Annotated in this window: 9 protein-coding genes, 1 rRNA gene and 1 riboswitch; of the genes, 4 read left to right on the top strand and 6 right to left on the bottom strand. The window is 65.6% G+C overall.

Translation table 11 applies throughout. The features are described from left to right. Positions 1-307: 307 nt before the first annotated feature. The gene (locus tag AC5RW2_RS25420) at positions 308-1,138 is read right to left on the bottom strand and encodes an endonuclease domain-containing protein (protein WP_493964088.1); all 831 of its coding nucleotides are present in this window, start codon (positions 1,136-1,138) and stop codon (positions 308-310) included. A 73-nt stretch (positions 1,139-1,211) separates the two neighbouring features. After that, the gene (locus AC5RW2_RS25415) at positions 1,212-1,526 is read right to left on the bottom strand and encodes a hypothetical protein (protein WP_493964087.1); all 315 of its coding nucleotides are present in this window, start codon (positions 1,524-1,526) and stop codon (positions 1,212-1,214) included. Between the two features lie 346 nt (positions 1,527-1,872). On the opposite strand from AC5RW2_RS25415, the gene AC5RW2_RS25410 reads away from it, so the two are divergent. After that, on the top strand, positions 1,873-2,862 hold the full coding sequence (locus AC5RW2_RS25410; protein WP_493964086.1) for an ArsR/SmtB family transcription factor: 990 nt from the start codon (positions 1,873-1,875) through the stop codon (positions 2,860-2,862). 41 nt (positions 2,863-2,903) lie between these two features. Here the strand turns inward: AC5RW2_RS25410 and malQ are convergent, their stop codons facing one another. Further along, positions 2,904-5,024 carry a 4-alpha-glucanotransferase gene (gene malQ, locus AC5RW2_RS25405; RefSeq protein WP_493964085.1) on the bottom strand — a complete coding sequence of 707 codons (2,121 nt, stop codon included), beginning with the start codon at positions 5,022-5,024 and terminating at the stop codon, positions 2,904-2,906. A gap of 226 nt (positions 5,025-5,250) precedes the next feature. Then, positions 5,251-5,343, top strand: a riboswitch (SAM riboswitch). A 97-nt stretch (positions 5,344-5,440) separates the two neighbouring features. Here malQ and AC5RW2_RS25400 point away from each other — a divergent pair. The 3 genes from AC5RW2_RS25400 to AC5RW2_RS25390 all read left to right on the top strand — a co-directional run bounded on the left by AC5RW2_RS25400 (position 5,441) and on the right by AC5RW2_RS25390 (position 13,489). Continuing rightward, the gene (locus tag AC5RW2_RS25400) at positions 5,441-6,916 is read left to right on the top strand and encodes an O-acetylhomoserine aminocarboxypropyltransferase/cysteine synthase family protein (protein ID WP_493964084.1); all 1,476 of its coding nucleotides are present in this window, start codon (positions 5,441-5,443) and stop codon (positions 6,914-6,916) included. Next, positions 6,913-7,410, top strand: coding sequence for a CoA-binding protein (locus AC5RW2_RS25395; RefSeq protein ID WP_493964083.1), 498 nt, complete (start codon positions 6,913-6,915; stop codon positions 7,408-7,410). Before AC5RW2_RS25400 ends, AC5RW2_RS25395 begins: the two co-directional genes overlap by 4 nt. A 205-nt stretch (positions 7,411-7,615) precedes the next feature. Next, positions 7,616-13,489 carry an Ig-like domain-containing protein gene (locus tag AC5RW2_RS25390; protein ID WP_493964082.1) on the top strand — a complete coding sequence of 1,958 codons (5,874 nt, stop codon included), beginning with the start codon at positions 7,616-7,618 and terminating at the stop codon, positions 13,487-13,489. A gap of 107 nt (positions 13,490-13,596) precedes the next feature. On the opposite strand, the gene AC5RW2_RS25385 is transcribed toward AC5RW2_RS25390, so the two are convergent. The 3 genes from AC5RW2_RS25385 to rrf all read right to left on the bottom strand — a co-directional run. After that, the gene (locus tag AC5RW2_RS25385) at positions 13,597-14,403 is read right to left on the bottom strand and encodes a carbon-nitrogen hydrolase family protein (RefSeq protein WP_493964081.1); all 807 of its coding nucleotides are present in this window, start codon (positions 14,401-14,403) and stop codon (positions 13,597-13,599) included. Between the two features lie 192 nt (positions 14,404-14,595). Continuing rightward, entirely contained in the window at positions 14,596-15,987 is a 1,392-nt protein-coding gene (locus AC5RW2_RS25380) for a pyridoxal phosphate-dependent decarboxylase family protein (RefSeq protein ID WP_493964080.1), read from the bottom strand. Between the two features lie 109 nt (positions 15,988-16,096). Beyond that, a 5S ribosomal RNA gene (gene rrf, locus AC5RW2_RS25375) occupies positions 16,097-16,192 on the bottom strand; the annotation flags it as partial.

The following is a 16,192-nucleotide window of genomic DNA, read 5'->3' as shown; positions in this document are numbered from 1 at the left end:
GGACCGGGTTGCCATGGGCGGCGCGGGGTGCGCGGCGGCGGGGCACCGGGTTGGGCGGCGCGCCCGGGCACCGGGTTGGGCGGCGCGCCGGGCACCGGGTTGGGCGGCGCGCCGGGCACCGGGTTGGGCGGCGCGCCGGGCCCGTCTCGTGTGCGGCCGGTCAACCGCCCGGCGCTACTCCAGCCACCATCCGTTCGCTCCCACGTCTGAGCGGAGGCCAAAATCGTTTCCCCTAGTCAGGGGAGAGTAAACGTTCTAAAACAAGGGAAGTTAGTCCGATGCCTGGGAGCGAACCATCAGGCCCGACTCAGGCCGACCGACGCAGCATGGTTTGAACCTCAGCGACAACGCGTTCCGGCGAGAAAACCAAGTCTTCGTAAACGTATCGGAGGGTTGGCAGCCCGCTGAGCATGCCGGCGTTGTTCCGTCTCCTGTCTTTGAGGAAGGTTGCCCGATCCCAGTGGAAGTCGAATCCATCCAGCTCAATGATGAGGCGGCCTTCCACAAGCATGTCGACCCGCCCCACCCCGCGAATCTGGACCTGGGTTTCCACGTGAAGTCCGGCAGCGTGGAAGAGGTCCCGGGCAATGACCTCCAGGGGCGAGTCTGCGTCATGTCCTACGCTGTGCACAACCTGCCGCCGCAGGTTATTTCGCGTTCCCGGCAGGTGTTCCACAAGCTGTGCTTTCTGCACTCGTCCTAGCCGCACGGCCGACTCGGCGATGACCAGGGCTTCCAAGCGCGGGCGACAACGAATGGCATGCAGCACGCAATCCAAGACTCCGACGTATCCCCACCTGCCTGCGGCCACCAGGGGGCCCCGGTGCTTGATCACGGCGTCAAGCTGCCGGCCGTGATCCGTCCACAAATGCAGTTGGTCCGGGGCCTTCATAGTCCAAAGCCCGAGTTCTCGAGCCGCCGAGACACATGTAATGAGCCCACCCGCTGTCAATGCGATGCGGAGATTCGGATCCGCATGGGCTGTGCCCACCAGCCCCCGCTGGAGGGACGTCACCGTACCGGAGGAGATAGCCGCCTTGAGCGCGTCTGGTCCGATGCCCGCCCTGCGCAGATCCTTGACGGAGGCCGTACCTCCTTTTTTCGCCACGTAATCGGCGATCATTTCTGGAGTCTGCATGACACCGAGAATGCCTGCGCCCTGCGACCATCACTACTGTTGGGCCTGAATTGTGGATATCTGCGCCCAGTAGTTAGTAGCGTCCGCCGAAGAGATGGATCTGTGAACGGACCTTGTCGCGGTGCTCCTCAATCAGGACGTCTTTGGCGGCGCTGGCTTGCCATGAGGCGCTGAGCCCGCGGGCCGTTTCCGCCAGAGCATGGAACGTGGCACTTGCCGCGGCGCGGACCCGGCCGAAGACATCGGGACTGGCAGGTTCGTCAGCCGGCACTGGCAAGGTCGACCGAACGCTTGCGGTGTCCGGGCGCGCGGATGAGCCGATCAAGGACGCCCCGGAGCGGTAGGTCCGGTCAGCGAGGTGGTGGCGGGTCTGCGTTGAAGTAGTCATGGCTTCAGAGTCCGCGCACCGGCACGCAAGGGCCACGATTCGGCAGAACCCGAATCGGGAATAAACCCGACGCCCAGCGACGGAGCGGACCAGCTTCGGATAAGCCCCAAGCGGAAGACGGACGGCGCACTTCCCGAACGGGCGCGACTCACAACGCGGCTGCCAACGGCGCTGGGGACGCGGGCTGGCGGCGGGCCGTTCGCCCGCCGAAACGCACCCTTCTCCGGTGCGGTTTCGGGCGCGGTCAAGATTCCGTACTCGCGCCCGCGGCTCCTCCTCCCGCCGGCCACGATTCGGTCAAGCCCGAATCCTCGACGGGCGTGACCGGCAACCTTACGCTGTTTCCATGCACATCACGCTCAGCAGCGAGGACCTGACCAAGGTCCGGTTCGAGGCGGCGCCGCTGGGCGAAACAGTCGCCAGCTTGCGCGCCCTGCAGGTAGGCACCCCCATCCACCGGCCATGGATCGAGGCCACCAAGCGACGCATCGCCGAGTCGGCCGACCCGCAAGCCCGCGACCACCTGCGCCTTCTCACCGCGCTAGTCCCGCCGAAGGGCTTCCTGGCTGACTCCATCACTCCCACCCCGAAGTACCAAGGCACGTTCGCCGAAGGCCTCGCCGCCGTCGCGGATGTGCCGCCCGAGGTGTGGCAACGCGATGTCACCCACCTGCTGAGCCAAAGCCCGGCCGACTACGCCCGCGCGGAACTGCAGCGGTTGGCCGAAGACATCGACGCCGGCATCCCGCGCATCACTGCCGCCCTCGAGTGGTACTGGCGCACCGCCATCGAACCCGTGTGGCCGCGCCTGCGCTCCCTGCTGTTGGCTGACATCGACAGCCGTCTGGCCCAGCTGGCGCGCGACGGCATCCTCGAGGTGTTCAAGAGCCTGCACCCCAGCGTCCGTCCCACACCCACCGGCCTGGAAATCATGCGCGGCTGCGAGGCGGACGATGTGCCCGAACCCGGCGGCGGGCTGCTGCTGGTGCCGAACGCGTTCGTCTGGCCCAACACCTTGGTGCTCAACGTCCGGCCGTTCGTGCCCACGCTGACGTACGCGCCGCGCGGCGTCGGCCGGCTCTGGGAGGCAAGCCGCGAGGCGACGCACAGCCCGGTCGCACGGCTGCTCGGCAAGACCCGTGCGCAGATCCTCGCGCAACTCGATGTACCGATGACGACGACGCAGCTCGCCCGCTGCTTGGACCTCGCCGCCGGGACGGTCAACGAGCATCTGAAAGTGATGTCCGACAGCGGCCTGGCCGCCACCATGCGGTCCGGCCGCGAAGTGTTCTACCGGAGGGCAGAAACCGGCGAGGCGCTGCTGGCCCGCTTGTGACGCCGCGCGCCGGCCCGCCTACCGTTCGCGCGCCGACCCGCCTACCGTTCCCGCATGGTGCGAGCCAGTGACTGAAACCGCTGGTTGCCGGGCAGGTCCTCGATCAAAATGGGCTCGCCATGCGGTCCGGCCAGCGGAATGCGCCAGTTGGGATATTCGTCCGCGGTGCCCGGCTGGTTCTGGGTCCGCCGCTCCCCCACGGCATCCGTGAGGGCAACTCCCAGCAACACCGACGGGGTCTGCGCGATGAACGCGTGCAGCGCCTCAACGGTGGGTTGTACAGCTGCGCTGCCGACGCCGCCGTCGTTCTTGGAAGCAGCCGGAACCCGCGAGCGCACCAGCGAGAGCACGGAGTCCTGCGCTGCTTGGTCCAGGGCGCGCTCCTCCTCCACCGGCCGGTTCAGCAGGCCCAGTGATTCGCGCAGCGTCACGTGCTCGCCCGCGAGGTAGCCGGCTGTGGGCGGCAGGTCGTGGGTGGTGACGCTGGTGAGGCAGAAGCGGCGGTAGCTCTCCGGCGGGCGCGGGTTGGCGCCGTCGTACTCGAACCACAGAATGGAGGTGCCCAAAATGCCGCGCTCGGCCAGGTAGTCCTGTACCCCGGGTTCGAAGACACCAAGGTCCTCGCCAACAACGACGACGCCGGCCCGTTCGGCTTCCAGCGCCAGGATGCCGATCAGAGCCTCGTGGTCGTAATAGACGTAGGCGCCTTCGCCCGGCGGCCCGCCGACGGGGATCCACCACAGCCGGAACAGGCCGAGGATGTGGTCTATGCGGATGCCTCCGGCGTGCCGCAGGATGGTCCGCAGCATGTCCCGGTAGGCGGCATAGCCGGATTCGGCGAGGCGGCGGGGATGCCAGGGGGGCTGGGACCAATTCTGGCCCTGCTGGTTGAACATGTCCGGCGGCGCGCCCACCGATACACCGGGGGCCAAGACATCCTGCAACGACCACGCGTCGGCTCCTGAAGGGTGGACGCCGACTGCAAGATCATGCACGATGCCGATGTTCATTCCCGCGTCGATTGCCCGGCGCTGCGCGGTCTCGAGTTGCTCGTCGCACAGCCACTGCAGCCACTGGTGGAATTCGATGCGGTCTTTCAGCGCGGTGCGCTGCGATTCGATGTACGCCGGGTCGGACCACTCGGGCGCGCCGGCCGGGAGAGTCTCGGTGAGGGCACACCACAAGGCAAAGCGCTCCAGCCCCTCGCCTTCCTGCGCGCGGAAGGCTTCGAATAACTGTTGCCGTTCAGTGGACCTGGGCACCGCGAAGACCGCTTCCAGCGCCTGCAGCTTCGCGGCAAAAATGGGGTCACGATCCAGAATATCGGCGTTCAGGTTGGCGTCCCGGAACCTGTTGACCATGGGGACGTCGCGGGCTTCGGGAACGTCCTCCACCCGCAGATACAGCGGATTGAAGAATCGGCGCGTCGCCGGCAGGTAGGGCGAGGGCTCCACCGGCGGCTTCGGCTGTGCTGCGTGCAGTGGATTAATCAGCACGAAGCCGGCACCTTGGGAGGCGGCCGTTTCGGCAAGGCGGGCGAGGTCGTCCAAGTCGCCGACGCCCCAGGACGACCGCGAGCGAACGGAGTACAGCTGAGCCATCAAGCCCCACGTCCGGGTAAGCCGGTCGGCGGTGGTGAGCCGCTGCGGAGTGACCACGAGCGTGCACTGCGTCCAGTTGCCGGAGGGTTCCGAGGCCTCGCCGCCGGCGCCATGCTCGTCCACCTCCAGGGCCTCGTGCAGTTCCAGAGTGTGCCAGCCGAGCGGGAGGTCAGCCGGCACAACGGCGGCCAGTCGAACGTGCGGGTCACCCTCCGCGTCCTCCGCCCCGCCGGCCACCACCTGCACCGCGCGCCGCGATCCGTCCTCCAACAAAACCCTCACCTGCGGGCGGCTACCGGCACGGACATTGACCGGAACCTCGGTAGCAGTACCTTGGCGCATGACGACGGCGGGCGGCAGCGTGGCTTGTGACGGAGCCAGTTCCGCGGCCCTCAAGGAGGTAGTGACGTCGTCGTCCGTTGTGCAGGGGACGCCCAGCGCGGTGAGGACGGAAACCAGCGTTGCCGGGCTGACTTCCTTCTCCCCGCCGTCCCAACCGCGGAAAGTAATGCCTACGCCGTGTTCCTGTGCGAGGCGCTGCAGCGCCGTGAGGTCAGCCATGACCCCAATCTACGTGAATTGGCCGCAGGCCGCTTTGGTTGACGAGTGCCCGAACCAGGGGGCTTTGAGTAAGTCCGGGGCCGGTACCGAGTGGTTTCAGACCGGTCGAAAGAGATGGTTTCCGCCGCACCCAAGCCGGGCACCGCCGTCGTACTGGGAATGCAAGGCAGCACGCAACGCGGCTCAACAATTTTGGCCGCGGCGGCGGAAGTTGCGAGAATGGACGGGACCATCCCGAGCGGTTGAGAGATCTGGCTCTTTGACACCGCAGCAACCATCCGGCCCGCCGGAAAGGTGCTACCGCCAGAAGCGATGGAGAGAGCGCAAGCAATCTTTGATCCGGATGGCGCCGCCGCATCCGGTCGCGCCGCAGGACCGTCATTGCCTCGGGAACCTAAGTTTGAAGGAGCTGCCTGATGGCTGAACGCACATTCGGTTTCCGCACCCGTGCCCTGCACGCCGGCGGCACGCCCGACGCCGAGCACGGCGCGCGGGCCGTACCGATCTACCAGAGCACGTCGTTCGTGTTCAAGGACACCGACGACGCCGCGAACCTCTTCGCGCTGCAGAAGTACGGCAACATCTACTCGCGCATCGGCAACCCCACGGTGGCCGCGTTCGAAGAGCGCATCGCCTCGCTCGAGGGCGGCATCGGCGCGGTGGCAACATCGTCGGGCATGGCCGCCGAGTTCATCACCTTCGCGGCGTTGGCCGGCGCGGGCGACCACATTGTCGCCTCGTCCAAGCTCTACGGCGGCACCATCACTCAGCTGGACGTGACGCTGCGCCGGTTCGGCGTGGAAACCACGTTCGTCGACTCCACCGACCCGGCCGACTTCGCCGCGGCCATCGGAGAGAACACCAAGGCCGTCTACACCGAGATCGTGGCGAACCCGTCCGGCGACATCGCCGACCTGGCCGGCCTGGCCGCGGTGGCTCACGACGCCGGTATCCCCCTGGTAGTGGACGCTACCCTGAGCACTCCCTACCTGATCCGGCCGATTGAGCACGGCGCGGACATCGTGATCCACTCCGCCACCAAGTTCTTGGGCGGGCACGGCACCACCCTGGGCGGCGTGGTCGTCGAGTCCGGTCGCTTCAACTGGGGCAACGGCAAGTTCCCGCAGATGACCGAGCCGGTGGCCAGCTACGGCAATGTGTCCTGGTGGGGCAACTTCGGCGAATACGGCTTCCTCACCAAGCTGCGCTCCGAGCAGCTGCGCGACATCGGACCGTCGCTGTCCGCGCAGTCCGCGTTCCAGCTGCTGCAGGGCGTGGAAACGCTGGCGCAGCGGATGGACGAGCACCTGGCCAACGCCCGCAAGGTGGCCGAGTGGCTGGAAGCCGACGAACGGGTTTCCTGGGTCAGCTATGCAGGCCTGCCCGCGCACCCGCACTATGAGCGCGGCCGGAAGTACCTGCCGAAGGGCGTGGGCTCCGTGTTCAGCTTCGGCGTCAAGGGCGGACGCGAGGCCGGTCAGAAGTTCATCGAGTCGCTGCAGCTGGCCAGCCACCTGGCCAACATCGGCGACGCCCGCACCCTGGTGCTGCACCCCGGATCGACCACGCACCAGCAGCTCACCGCCGACCAGCTGGTCGCGGCCGGAGTGCCCGAGGACCTGATCCGCATCTCCGTGGGCCTGGAAGACGTGGACGATATCCTCTGGGACCTCGACCAAGCGCTGGCTCTCTCGCAGCAGGCCGGCGCCGAGCACGGCCCCAGCCGCGACCATGAGGACGACACGTTCGATACCTCCGAGTTCGCCTCGCCCAGCTACGCCGGCGAGTCGTGCACCATCCCGGCCGCACGTGCCGCGCGAACGGAGCCGGGAACCCGTGTGGTCGAGTCAGTGGAAGAACTGATCGAAGCCGAAGAAGGAGCCGCCAAGTGACCGCGACACCAGAACGCACGTGGGTGGGACCGTCTGCCCCCGAACGGCTGAACATCCTGCGCAACACCAAGTCGATCGCCATCGTCGGCGCTTCGGACAAGCCAAGCCGGGCCAGCTACTTCGTCTCCACGTACCTGCTCTCCAGCTCGCCGTACAAGGTCTACTTCGTGAACCCGGTGGCCAAGGAGATCCTGGGCCAGCCGGTATACAAGTCGCTGGCCGACCTGCCTGAGGCCCCGGACCTGGTGGACGTGTTCCGCAAGCACGACGACCTGCCCACCGTGCTGGAGGAAACCCTGGCCGTCGGTGCCAAGACCATCTGGCTGCAGCTGGGCTCCTGGCACGAGGAGGTTGCGGCCAAGGCCGAGGCCGCCGGCCTGAACGTGGTGATGGACCGTTGCGTGAAGATTGAGCACGCTCGCTTCCACGGCGGACTCCACCTGGCCGGCTTCGACACCGGAGTGATCTCCTCCAGGCGGCAGCTGACTGCGTAACGGCTCACCGGAGGCCGCCGGCCAGCAAAAGCCCGCGACGGCCAGCAGGAGCCCGTCCCTCGTCCCCGCCTTCCCCTGGAAGAGCAGCGACGCGGGGCGGGCTTTTTTGCTGCGCGGAAGCTGATGGACAAGCCTTCAAGGATTTCCCCAAGGTCCTCATCGGATGCTGTGGCCAGCCACACATCACACGACTAGGGGAGTCATCATGTTCAAGAAATCCGCCCATCCGAAACACAGGAGGGGCACCGAACGTGCCCAAAGGGGGAAGCCATCCGTCCCCCAAAAAGTCACAGCCGGGCTGGCTGCGCTGGTGCTGGGCGCGGGCGTGCTGCCCTCAGCCTTGGCTCCCGCGGCGTTGGCAGCGCCGGTGGGCCAGGGCCTGACCCTCAATGCCGGGGACATGAGGTTCATCCTGAAGCAAATCAAGATCGCGGAGAACCACGCCACCAAGGAAGATGCCAACGGCAAGCCGGTCCCGGGCCAGCCGCTCCTCGGCTCCGGGCCCAACCAGATCGCCAATCCGCTGTTGCCTTATGGGCTGCGCACTGTGGACGGAACTGATAACAACCTAGTGCCCAATCAGGGGCACTACGGTTCCTCCAGCCTGCCGTTCCCGCGGCTGGCAGAACCGGAGTGGCGGACCGCTTCCGGGGGACAGTCGTACAAGTCGGTCAACGTCCCGCTGATGCGTGACACCGACCCGCGTTTTATCAGCAATGTCATTGTGGATCAGACCTCCAGCAATCCGGCCGCGATCGCTGCTGCCGGCAAGGCGCACCGGACGGTGAACGACGGACCGACGGCGGTTCCCTGCGACGCCGATAACCTGCCCCAAGACTGCGTGCCCGAGGGCGAGACACTCGACATCCCGAATGTCACCACGGACTTTGGGCTTTCGCCGCCATACAACGGCTTCTTCGCCCTGTTCGGCCAGTTCTTCGATCACGGCATCGATTTCACCAAGAAGACGAGCAACGTCGTGATGATGCCTCTGTTACCGGGCGATCCACTGTACGAGGAGGGCTCACAGACGAACTTCATGATGCTCAACCGGGCGGAGAACCAGCCCGGGCCCGACGGCGTGCTCGGCACGCCGGACGATATCCAGGACGCCACAAACACGGATTCCCCGTGGGTGGACCAGAGCCAGACGTACTCCTCGAACCCCTCCCACCACGTCTTCCTTCGCGAGTACGAGCTGAACGAAAACGGCGATCCGGTCTCGACCGGCGAACTGCTTGAGGGCGGCCCAGGCGGTATGGCGACCTGGGCAGATATCAAGGACCAGGCCGCGTCCCTGCTCGGCCTGAAGCTCTCCGACAAGGACGTCGTGAACATCCCGATGCTGGCCACTGACCAGTACGGCCGATACCTGCGCGGCCCTAACGGCTTGCCGCAGTACATCACCCAGGACAAACAATTCGTGGAAGGAAACCTGGAAGATCCCGTGGCGCCGCCCGCCAATGTCCAGCGGATTGGCATCGCGTTCTTGGACGACATCTCCCACAACGCGGCACCATTCGACTCGCGAGGCGCGGCCCTGACAGCCGACGGCGACACCGACATCACCCCCACAACCGAACCGCAGGCCGCTGGCACCTACGACGACGAAATGCTCAACGCGCACTTCATCGCCGGTGACGGCCGCGTGAACGAGAACATTGGACTTACCGCCGTCCACCAGGTCTTCCATTCGGAGCACAACCGGTTGGTCACCTACATGGAGGACCTGCTGACGTCCTTGAACTTGGACCTGAACGAGTGGAAGCTCCCCAACGGCGAATGGAACGGTGAGCGTCTCTTCCAGGCCGCCCGGTTCGTCACGGAGATGGAGTACCAGCACATCGTCTTCGAGGACTTCGCACGGAAGATCCAGCCAGGCATCAATCCGTTCAACGTCTTCACCCAGTCCGACACGGGCATCGACCCGGCGATCCATGCGGAGTTCGCGCACGCGACCTACCGTTTCGGACACTCGATGCTGACCGACACGGTTGACCGGAAGACCAACAACGGCGCCGATATTGGCCTCCCGCTGCTGGACGCGTTCCTTAATCCGCCCGCCTACTACGCCAACGGCGACAGCACGATGACGCCAGAGCAGGCCGCCGGCGCGATTGCCATGGGCATGACCGACCAGGTGGGCGCAGAACTCGACGAGTTCGTCACCGACACGCTGCGCAACAGCGTGCTCGGCCTGCCTCTCGACCTGGCCGCGCTCAACATCGCACGCGGACGGGACACCGGCGTTCCCTCGCTCAACAATTTCCGGAAGGACCTGTACGCGAAAACAAGCGAGTCGTCCCTAAAGCCCTACAGCAGCTGGGTTGACTTTGGGCAGGCGCTGAAGCACCCGGATTCGGTGGTCAACTTCATGGCCGCTTACGGCACGCACCCCAGCATCACCGAGGCCACCACCATTGATGCCAAGCGCGCCGCCGCGCAGAAGATCTTCGATATGAGCCCGGATCCCGCGGCGGAAACCCCGGTCGATGCCTACGACTTCGTCAACAGCAACGAGCAGTGGGCAAACGAGGGAGCCGCTTCCAAGACCGGCCTGGACAAGGTTGATCTGTGGGTGGGAGGCCTTGCCGAGGCGCAGAACCTCTTCGGCGGGCTGCTCGGATCCACCTTCAACTACATCTTCGAACGCCAGATGACGGACCTGCAGGACGGCGACCGGCTCTACTACCTGTCCCGCACCTCGGGCCTGAACCTGCGGACCCAGCTTGAAGGCAACTCCATGGCCGAGCTGGTGATGCGCAATACTGATGCCGCCGCCCTCAAGGCGGATGTCTTCGGTGTGGCGGACTGCGAATTCGAGATGAGCAACATCGTCAGCAATGCAGGAAGCAACAACGTCGCCGATGATCCTGCCTCGGTCTGTGACGAATCCGCCCTGCTGATGCGCATGGCTGACGGCACCATCCGCTACCGCGTCTCCAACAGCGTGGACCGACCGGGCCTGAACGCCCAGGCGACCTACAACGGCAAGGACGACGCCGGCGGCGCCGACGGGACCGACCGGATCTGGGCGGGCGTCGACAATGACACCATCTGGGGCAACGGCGGCGATGACATCCTCGAAGGCAACGACGGCGCCGACACCATCCTCGGCGGTGCTGGCAACGACCGGATCACCGACTCGCACGGGGACGACGTGCTCAAGGGCGGGCCGGGCAACGACGCGATCGACGCCGGTCCCGGACTGGACATCATCATGTCCGGAGACGGCGACGACTTCTCCAACGGCGGCCTCAACGGCAACGAGACGTTTGCCGGCGAGGGCGACGACCTCATCATGGCCGGCGACGGCCCGGACACGGTGTTCGGCGGCGGCGGCGATGACTGGGCGGAAGGCGGCAACGCAAACGACCTGCTCCAGGGCGATAGCGGCGCACCGTTCTTCGACGACATCAACAACCCCGGCCACGACGTCCTCATCGGCGACAGCGGCGAGGATGACTATGACGCCGAGGGCGGTGACGACATCATGGTCGCCGGCCCCGGTATCGAACGCAACCACGGTGTCTACGGCTTCGACTGGGTGACCCACGCACGGTCCGTGGAAGCGGCCGATTCCGACATGCGGATGATCATCGTAGAGGGCCCCAACGCCCTCAAGGACAGGTTCCTGCTGGTCGAAGCCCTCTCCGGCTGGGACAAGGACGACGTCCTGCGCGGTGATGACGTGGTGCCGTCAGATCCCGACAACGAGGTCGCCGTACCCGGCCTCACCAATACGCTCGATGCTGAGGGAATCAAGCGGATCGCCGGCCTGGCCGATCTGCTGCCCGCAGGCGCCACCGAATTCGGCGCTGGCAACATCATCATCGGCGGAGGCGGGAGCGACCAGATCTGGGGCAACGGCGCGGACGACATCATTGATGGCGACAAGTGGCTGAACGTCCGGCTGAGTGTCCGCGACGACCAGGGCACGGAACTGAAAACCGTCACCACCCTGAAGGACATTCAGGCCGACATCATGGCCGGCAAGATTGATCCGGGCAACGTTGTCATCGTGCGGGAAATCCTCAACAGCGCGGCCGCCACTGACATCGACACCGCCAACTTCTCCGGCGAATTCGATGAATACGACATCACCACCGTCGGTGGAGTCACCACCGTGGCCCATGTCCGGGGCACCGGGGACGACGGCACCGACACCATCACCAACGTCGAGCGCCTCCGGTTCACGGATCAGACCATTGATCTGACCGACAAGGTAGCCCCCACCGTGACGGAACGCGCGCCGGCTCCCGGAGCTACTAATGTGCCGGTGGGGACCAACATCACGGCAACCTTCAACGAGGCCGTTACCGGGGTCTCCGGCACAACGGTAACCTTGACGGCCGCGGGAGCTACAGCCCCGATCGCCGCCACCGTAACCTACGATCCGGCCACCCGAACGGCGACGCTGGACCCGCAGGCGAACTTGGCGCTCAACAGGGTTTACACTGTTCGGCTCACCAACGGAATCCGGGACGCGGGACGCAATGCCCTCGCCGCTACGAGCTGGACGTTCACCACTGTCGGACCGGTTCCGTCGGTGACGGGGCGCACCCCGGCCCCGAACGCCACCAACGTGGCGGTCAACAGCAACATCACCGCTACCTTCAGTGAATTTGTTACCGGAGTCAACACCAACACCTTCCGGGTAACCAACCCGGCCGGCCAGGCAGTGGCTGCGGCAGTGAGCTACAACCTCTTCACCCGGACGGCCACGCTCAACCCGAATGCCAATCTGCTGAACAACACCACCTACACCGTGGAGTTGACCAACGGCATCCGGAATCTGCAAGGCGGTGCCCTTCCGGCCACCAGTTGGACGTTCACAACTATCGGACAAGTTCCGTCGGTGACTGGACGTACCCCGGCGGCGAATGCCACGAACGTGGCCACCAACAGCAACATCACCACTACGTTCAGCGAGGCGGTCACCGGAGTCGACGCCAACACCTTCCGGATCACCAACTCGGCAGGCCAAGCAGTGACAGCAGCAGTAAGCTACAACGCTGAAACCCGGACGGCCACCCTCAACCCGAACGCCGACCTACTGGCCGACAGCAGGTACACCGTGCAGTTGACCAACGGCATCCGGAATCTGCAGGGCAACGCCCTTCCGGCAACCACCTGGACGTTCACCACTGCCGGACCCGCTCCGTCGGTGACTGGGCGCACCCCGGCGGCGAACGCCACCAACGTGGCAACCAACAGCAACATCACCGCTACGTTCAGTGAACCGGTCACCGGAGTCAACGCCAACACCTTCCGAGTCACCAACCAGGCCGGCACGGCAGTGACTGCAGTCGTGACCTACAACTCCACGACCCGGACGGCCACGCTCAACCCGAACGCCAACCTGCTGGCCGGCAGCAGGTACACCGTGCAGTTGACCACTGGCATCCGGGATCTGCAGGGCCAGGCCCTTCCGGCCACCAGCTGGAACTTCAACACCGAAGCCGCGCCGTCCATCACCGCACGGACCCCGGCGGTGAACGGCACCAACGTGGCCACCAACCGGAACCTGACGGTGAAGTTCAGCGAACCGGTCAAGGGCGTCAGCGCCAGCACAGTGACGCTGAAGACCTCCGCGGGCAAGTTGGTACCGGCCACCGTCAAGTACGACGCTGCGAAGCGCACGGCCACGGTGGACCCGAAGGCGATCCTGCCGAGCAGCACCCGCTTCACGGTAAGCCTTAGCAACGGCATCACGGACGTCAACGGCAACCGCCTGGCGGCCTCCAGCTGGAGCTTCAAGACGGAGAGCCGGCCCACGGTGTCCAAGCGGACGCACGCAGCCGGAGCCAAGTCGATCAACCGGAGCAGCAACGTCTCGGTGAAGTTCAGCGAGAAAGTCACCGGAGTTAGCCGCTCCAGCTTCAAGCTAGTCGACAGCAAGGGCAAGACGGTTTCGGCCAAGGTCAGCTACAACTCGCGCACCAAGACGGCGACCCTGAATCCGTCGAGCAAGTTGAAGGCGAACGCCACCTATAAGGTACGGCTGAGCAGCAGCATCAAGGATGCCTCCGGCAACCGGCTGTCAGCAACCAACTGGTCGTTCCGGACCGGACGGTAAATAGCCGCCTCAACCAAGAAGAGCTCAGGCCCCGGAGGAATCCGGGGCCTGAGCTCTTCTCCTGCCACGGAACTGCTCACCTTTGGAGGGTCTTCAGTCCTTCGGCGTCAGTGCGCCGGGACAATCTCCACCGTGCTGGCCAGCCGTCGGTTCTTGAGCACGGGCAGGAACTCGCGCACCTCGTCGATCCGCCTTCGGGTCATGTCAACGGTAACCACACCGCGCGGCTCATCATCCAGGTAGGCCACCGGGATCCCCATCGGATCCAGTATCGCCGAATGCCCCACGGTGTTGGTGCTGGAGGTTCCAGCCGCAGCCACCCAGCAGGTGTTCTCGATGGCGCGGGCGCGCAGCAGCGTTTCCCAATGCTCGATCTTGTGGTCGCCCTTGAACCAGGCGGCCGGCACGCTCAGCAGGTCCGCCCCCTGCGAGGCCAGCGCCCGCGCCAGCTCGGGGAAGCGCAGGTCGTAGCAGGTGAGCACGCCAATGTTCAGTTCGCCCAGCTGAACGATCTTCAGGCCGCCGTCACCGGGCTTGATGCGCTTTGACTCCTGATAGGAGAAGGCATCGTACAAGTGGAGCTTGCGGTACGTGTCAACAATTCGGCCGGTGGAGTCCACGATCACCAGCGTGTTGTAGGGCCGCTCCTCGCCGCTTGATTCATAGCCGCCGGCGATGATCGCTATTCCGACCTCGGCTGCGATGAAGGACAGCTGCTGCACAAACGTGGTCCAGCTGGCGTCCACAGCGGCGGCCAGATCGCCCTGCACATGCCGCACGGTGAACATTGACTCTTCCGGCAGGATAATCAGTTCAGCGCCGTCGGCCTTGGCCTCTTCTGCAAGCGATCGCACCGTGGCAAGGTTCTCCGTCACGTCCCCGCTGGGGTTGAGTTGTCCGACGCTGATTTTCATGATGCACTCCCGTGTTGCTGGCGGCGTGTGTCCTTCCAGCCTACCTAAGGTCAACTCCATCGGCGCAGGTGGGAACGTTGCATTCGGGCACGACGACGGTGCAACGGCTTGAGCGCGGTGGCCACCAAGCGGGTTCCGCCGGTACGACGGCGATGTGTCGGCTCGCGCTGGTCGCTACCGCCGCGGCGAACCTCACCGGGTACAGCGCAAAATGGCCTCCACGCTACGGTCGGCGTCCTCTTCAGTGGTGGACCAGTTGCTGACGCTGATCCGCATCGCCGCCATCCCGTGCCAGGTAGTCCCGGACAGCCACAACGTGCCCTCGTCCTGTACCCGGTGAACCAGTTCCCGGGTGTATTCGTCCGGGTCGTAGCCGTCTTCCGGCGTGAACCGGACCAGCACCTGGTTGAGCACCACATCGTTCAGGATTTGGACCCCCTCGGCTTCGGCCAGTTGTCCGGCCATCCGTTGAGCCAGTGTGCAGCACCGCCCAACGAGGTCCGCCACTCCGTCGCGGCCGAGCGTCCGCAGCGCGGCGTAGGACGGGAAACCGCGGGCCCGCCGGGAGAACTCCGGCACCCAGACCACCTCGTCCCGCTCCTGCCCGTATTCCAGGTAGGCGGCGTGCGGCGGTGACATGGTGCGCTGGTGCACATCGGAGTCGCGGACAATAGCAAACCCGGAGTCGTAGGGGACGTTGAGCCATTTGTGCGCGTCGGTAGCCCAGGAGTCCGCCAGTTCCACGCCGTCCACCAGGTGCCGGAGCTCTGGGCTGGCCGCGGCCCACAGCCCGAAGGCTCCGTCCACGTGCACCCAGGCGCCGTCCCGCCGTCGTACGCGTTCCACCGCCGCGCGGAGGGGATCAAAGGAGCCGGTGTTAACGTTGCCAGCCTGCAGGTTCACAATCAGTGGCACGCTCTCGGGGATCCGTTCCAGCACCGCGTCGAGTGATTCCAGTGTAATCCGGCCTTGCTCGTCCGTGTCCACCAAGTGAATGCGGCGGCGACCCAGTCCCAGATACTGCAGGGCGGACAACACTGTGCTGTGTGCTTCTTCTCCGACAACGACGGCGATCTCCGGTGCGCCAAAGAGCCCGTCGCTGACTACATCCCAGCTAGCGCGTTCCAGGACGGCCGTCCGCGCCGCAGCCAGGCAGGTGAAGTGGGCCATCTGGCAGCCGGTGACCAGCCCGAAGCCACAGTCCGACGGCAGTCCGAACAGGTCCAGCAGCCATTGGCCCACGGCCTCTTCCACCACCGAGGCGGCCGGCCCGGCCACATACAGTCCGGCGTTCTGGTCCCACGTGGACGTCAGCCAGTCGGCAGCAAGGGCTGCAGGCTGGGCACCGCCAATCACGAAGCCGAAGTAGCGCGGGCCGGCCATCGCCACTGCGGCCCGCCCGCCAACGTAGGCTAGCTGCTCAATGACTTTCCGCGGGTCCTCGCCCCGTTGCGGCAGTTCGCCCAGCAGCTCCCGGCGCAGCCCGGCAACGTCCATTCCCGTTTTGACCGGGCGTTCCGGCAGCGACCGCAGGTAGTCGGCAGCAAGTTCGGCCGTGCGGTGGAGCAGTTCGTCGTCCCCCATGACGTGCATGCTACGCCCGCGGGCCATGCCAGCGACAGGGTCACAGTGTTTTGGTGGTTAAACGGGGAAGGCCCCGCCGTCGTTGGCGGGGCCTTCCCTTGTAATGGTTGTCCGGCGGTGACCTACTCTCCCACACCCTCCCGAGTGCAGTACCATCGGCGCTGTGGGCCTTAGCTTCCGGGTTCGGAATGGGACCGGGCGTTTC

The sequence above is a fragment of the Arthrobacter sp. B0316-1-20 genome (assembly GCF_059091865.1).
The sequence above is the reverse complement of the archived record's forward strand: the minus strand, read 5'-3'. Positions and strand labels throughout refer to the sequence as shown.

Coding starts and splice junctions, on each gene's coding strand:
- AC5RW2_RS25410 (WP_493964086.1), top strand. CDS start 1,873: ATGCACATCACGCTCAGCAGCGAGGACCTGACCAAGGTCCGGTTCGAG.
- AC5RW2_RS25400 (WP_493964084.1), top strand. CDS start 5,441: ATGGCTGAACGCACATTCGGTTTCCGCACCCGTGCCCTGCACGCCGGC.
- AC5RW2_RS25415 (WP_493964087.1), bottom strand. CDS start 1,526: ATGACTACTTCAACGCAGACCCGCCACCACCTCGCTGACCGGACCTAC.
- AC5RW2_RS25390 (WP_493964082.1), top strand. CDS start 7,616: ATGTTCAAGAAATCCGCCCATCCGAAACACAGGAGGGGCACCGAACGT.
- AC5RW2_RS25380 (WP_493964080.1), bottom strand. CDS start 15,987: ATGGGGGACGACGAACTGCTCCACCGCACGGCCGAACTTGCTGCCGAC.
- AC5RW2_RS25385 (WP_493964081.1), bottom strand. CDS start 14,403: ATGAAAATCAGCGTCGGACAACTCAACCCCAGCGGGGACGTGACGGAG.
- malQ (WP_493964085.1), bottom strand. CDS start 5,024: ATGGCTGACCTCACGGCGCTGCAGCGCCTCGCACAGGAACACGGCGTA.
- AC5RW2_RS25420 (WP_493964088.1), bottom strand. CDS start 1,138: ATGCAGACTCCAGAAATGATCGCCGATTACGTGGCGAAAAAAGGAGGT.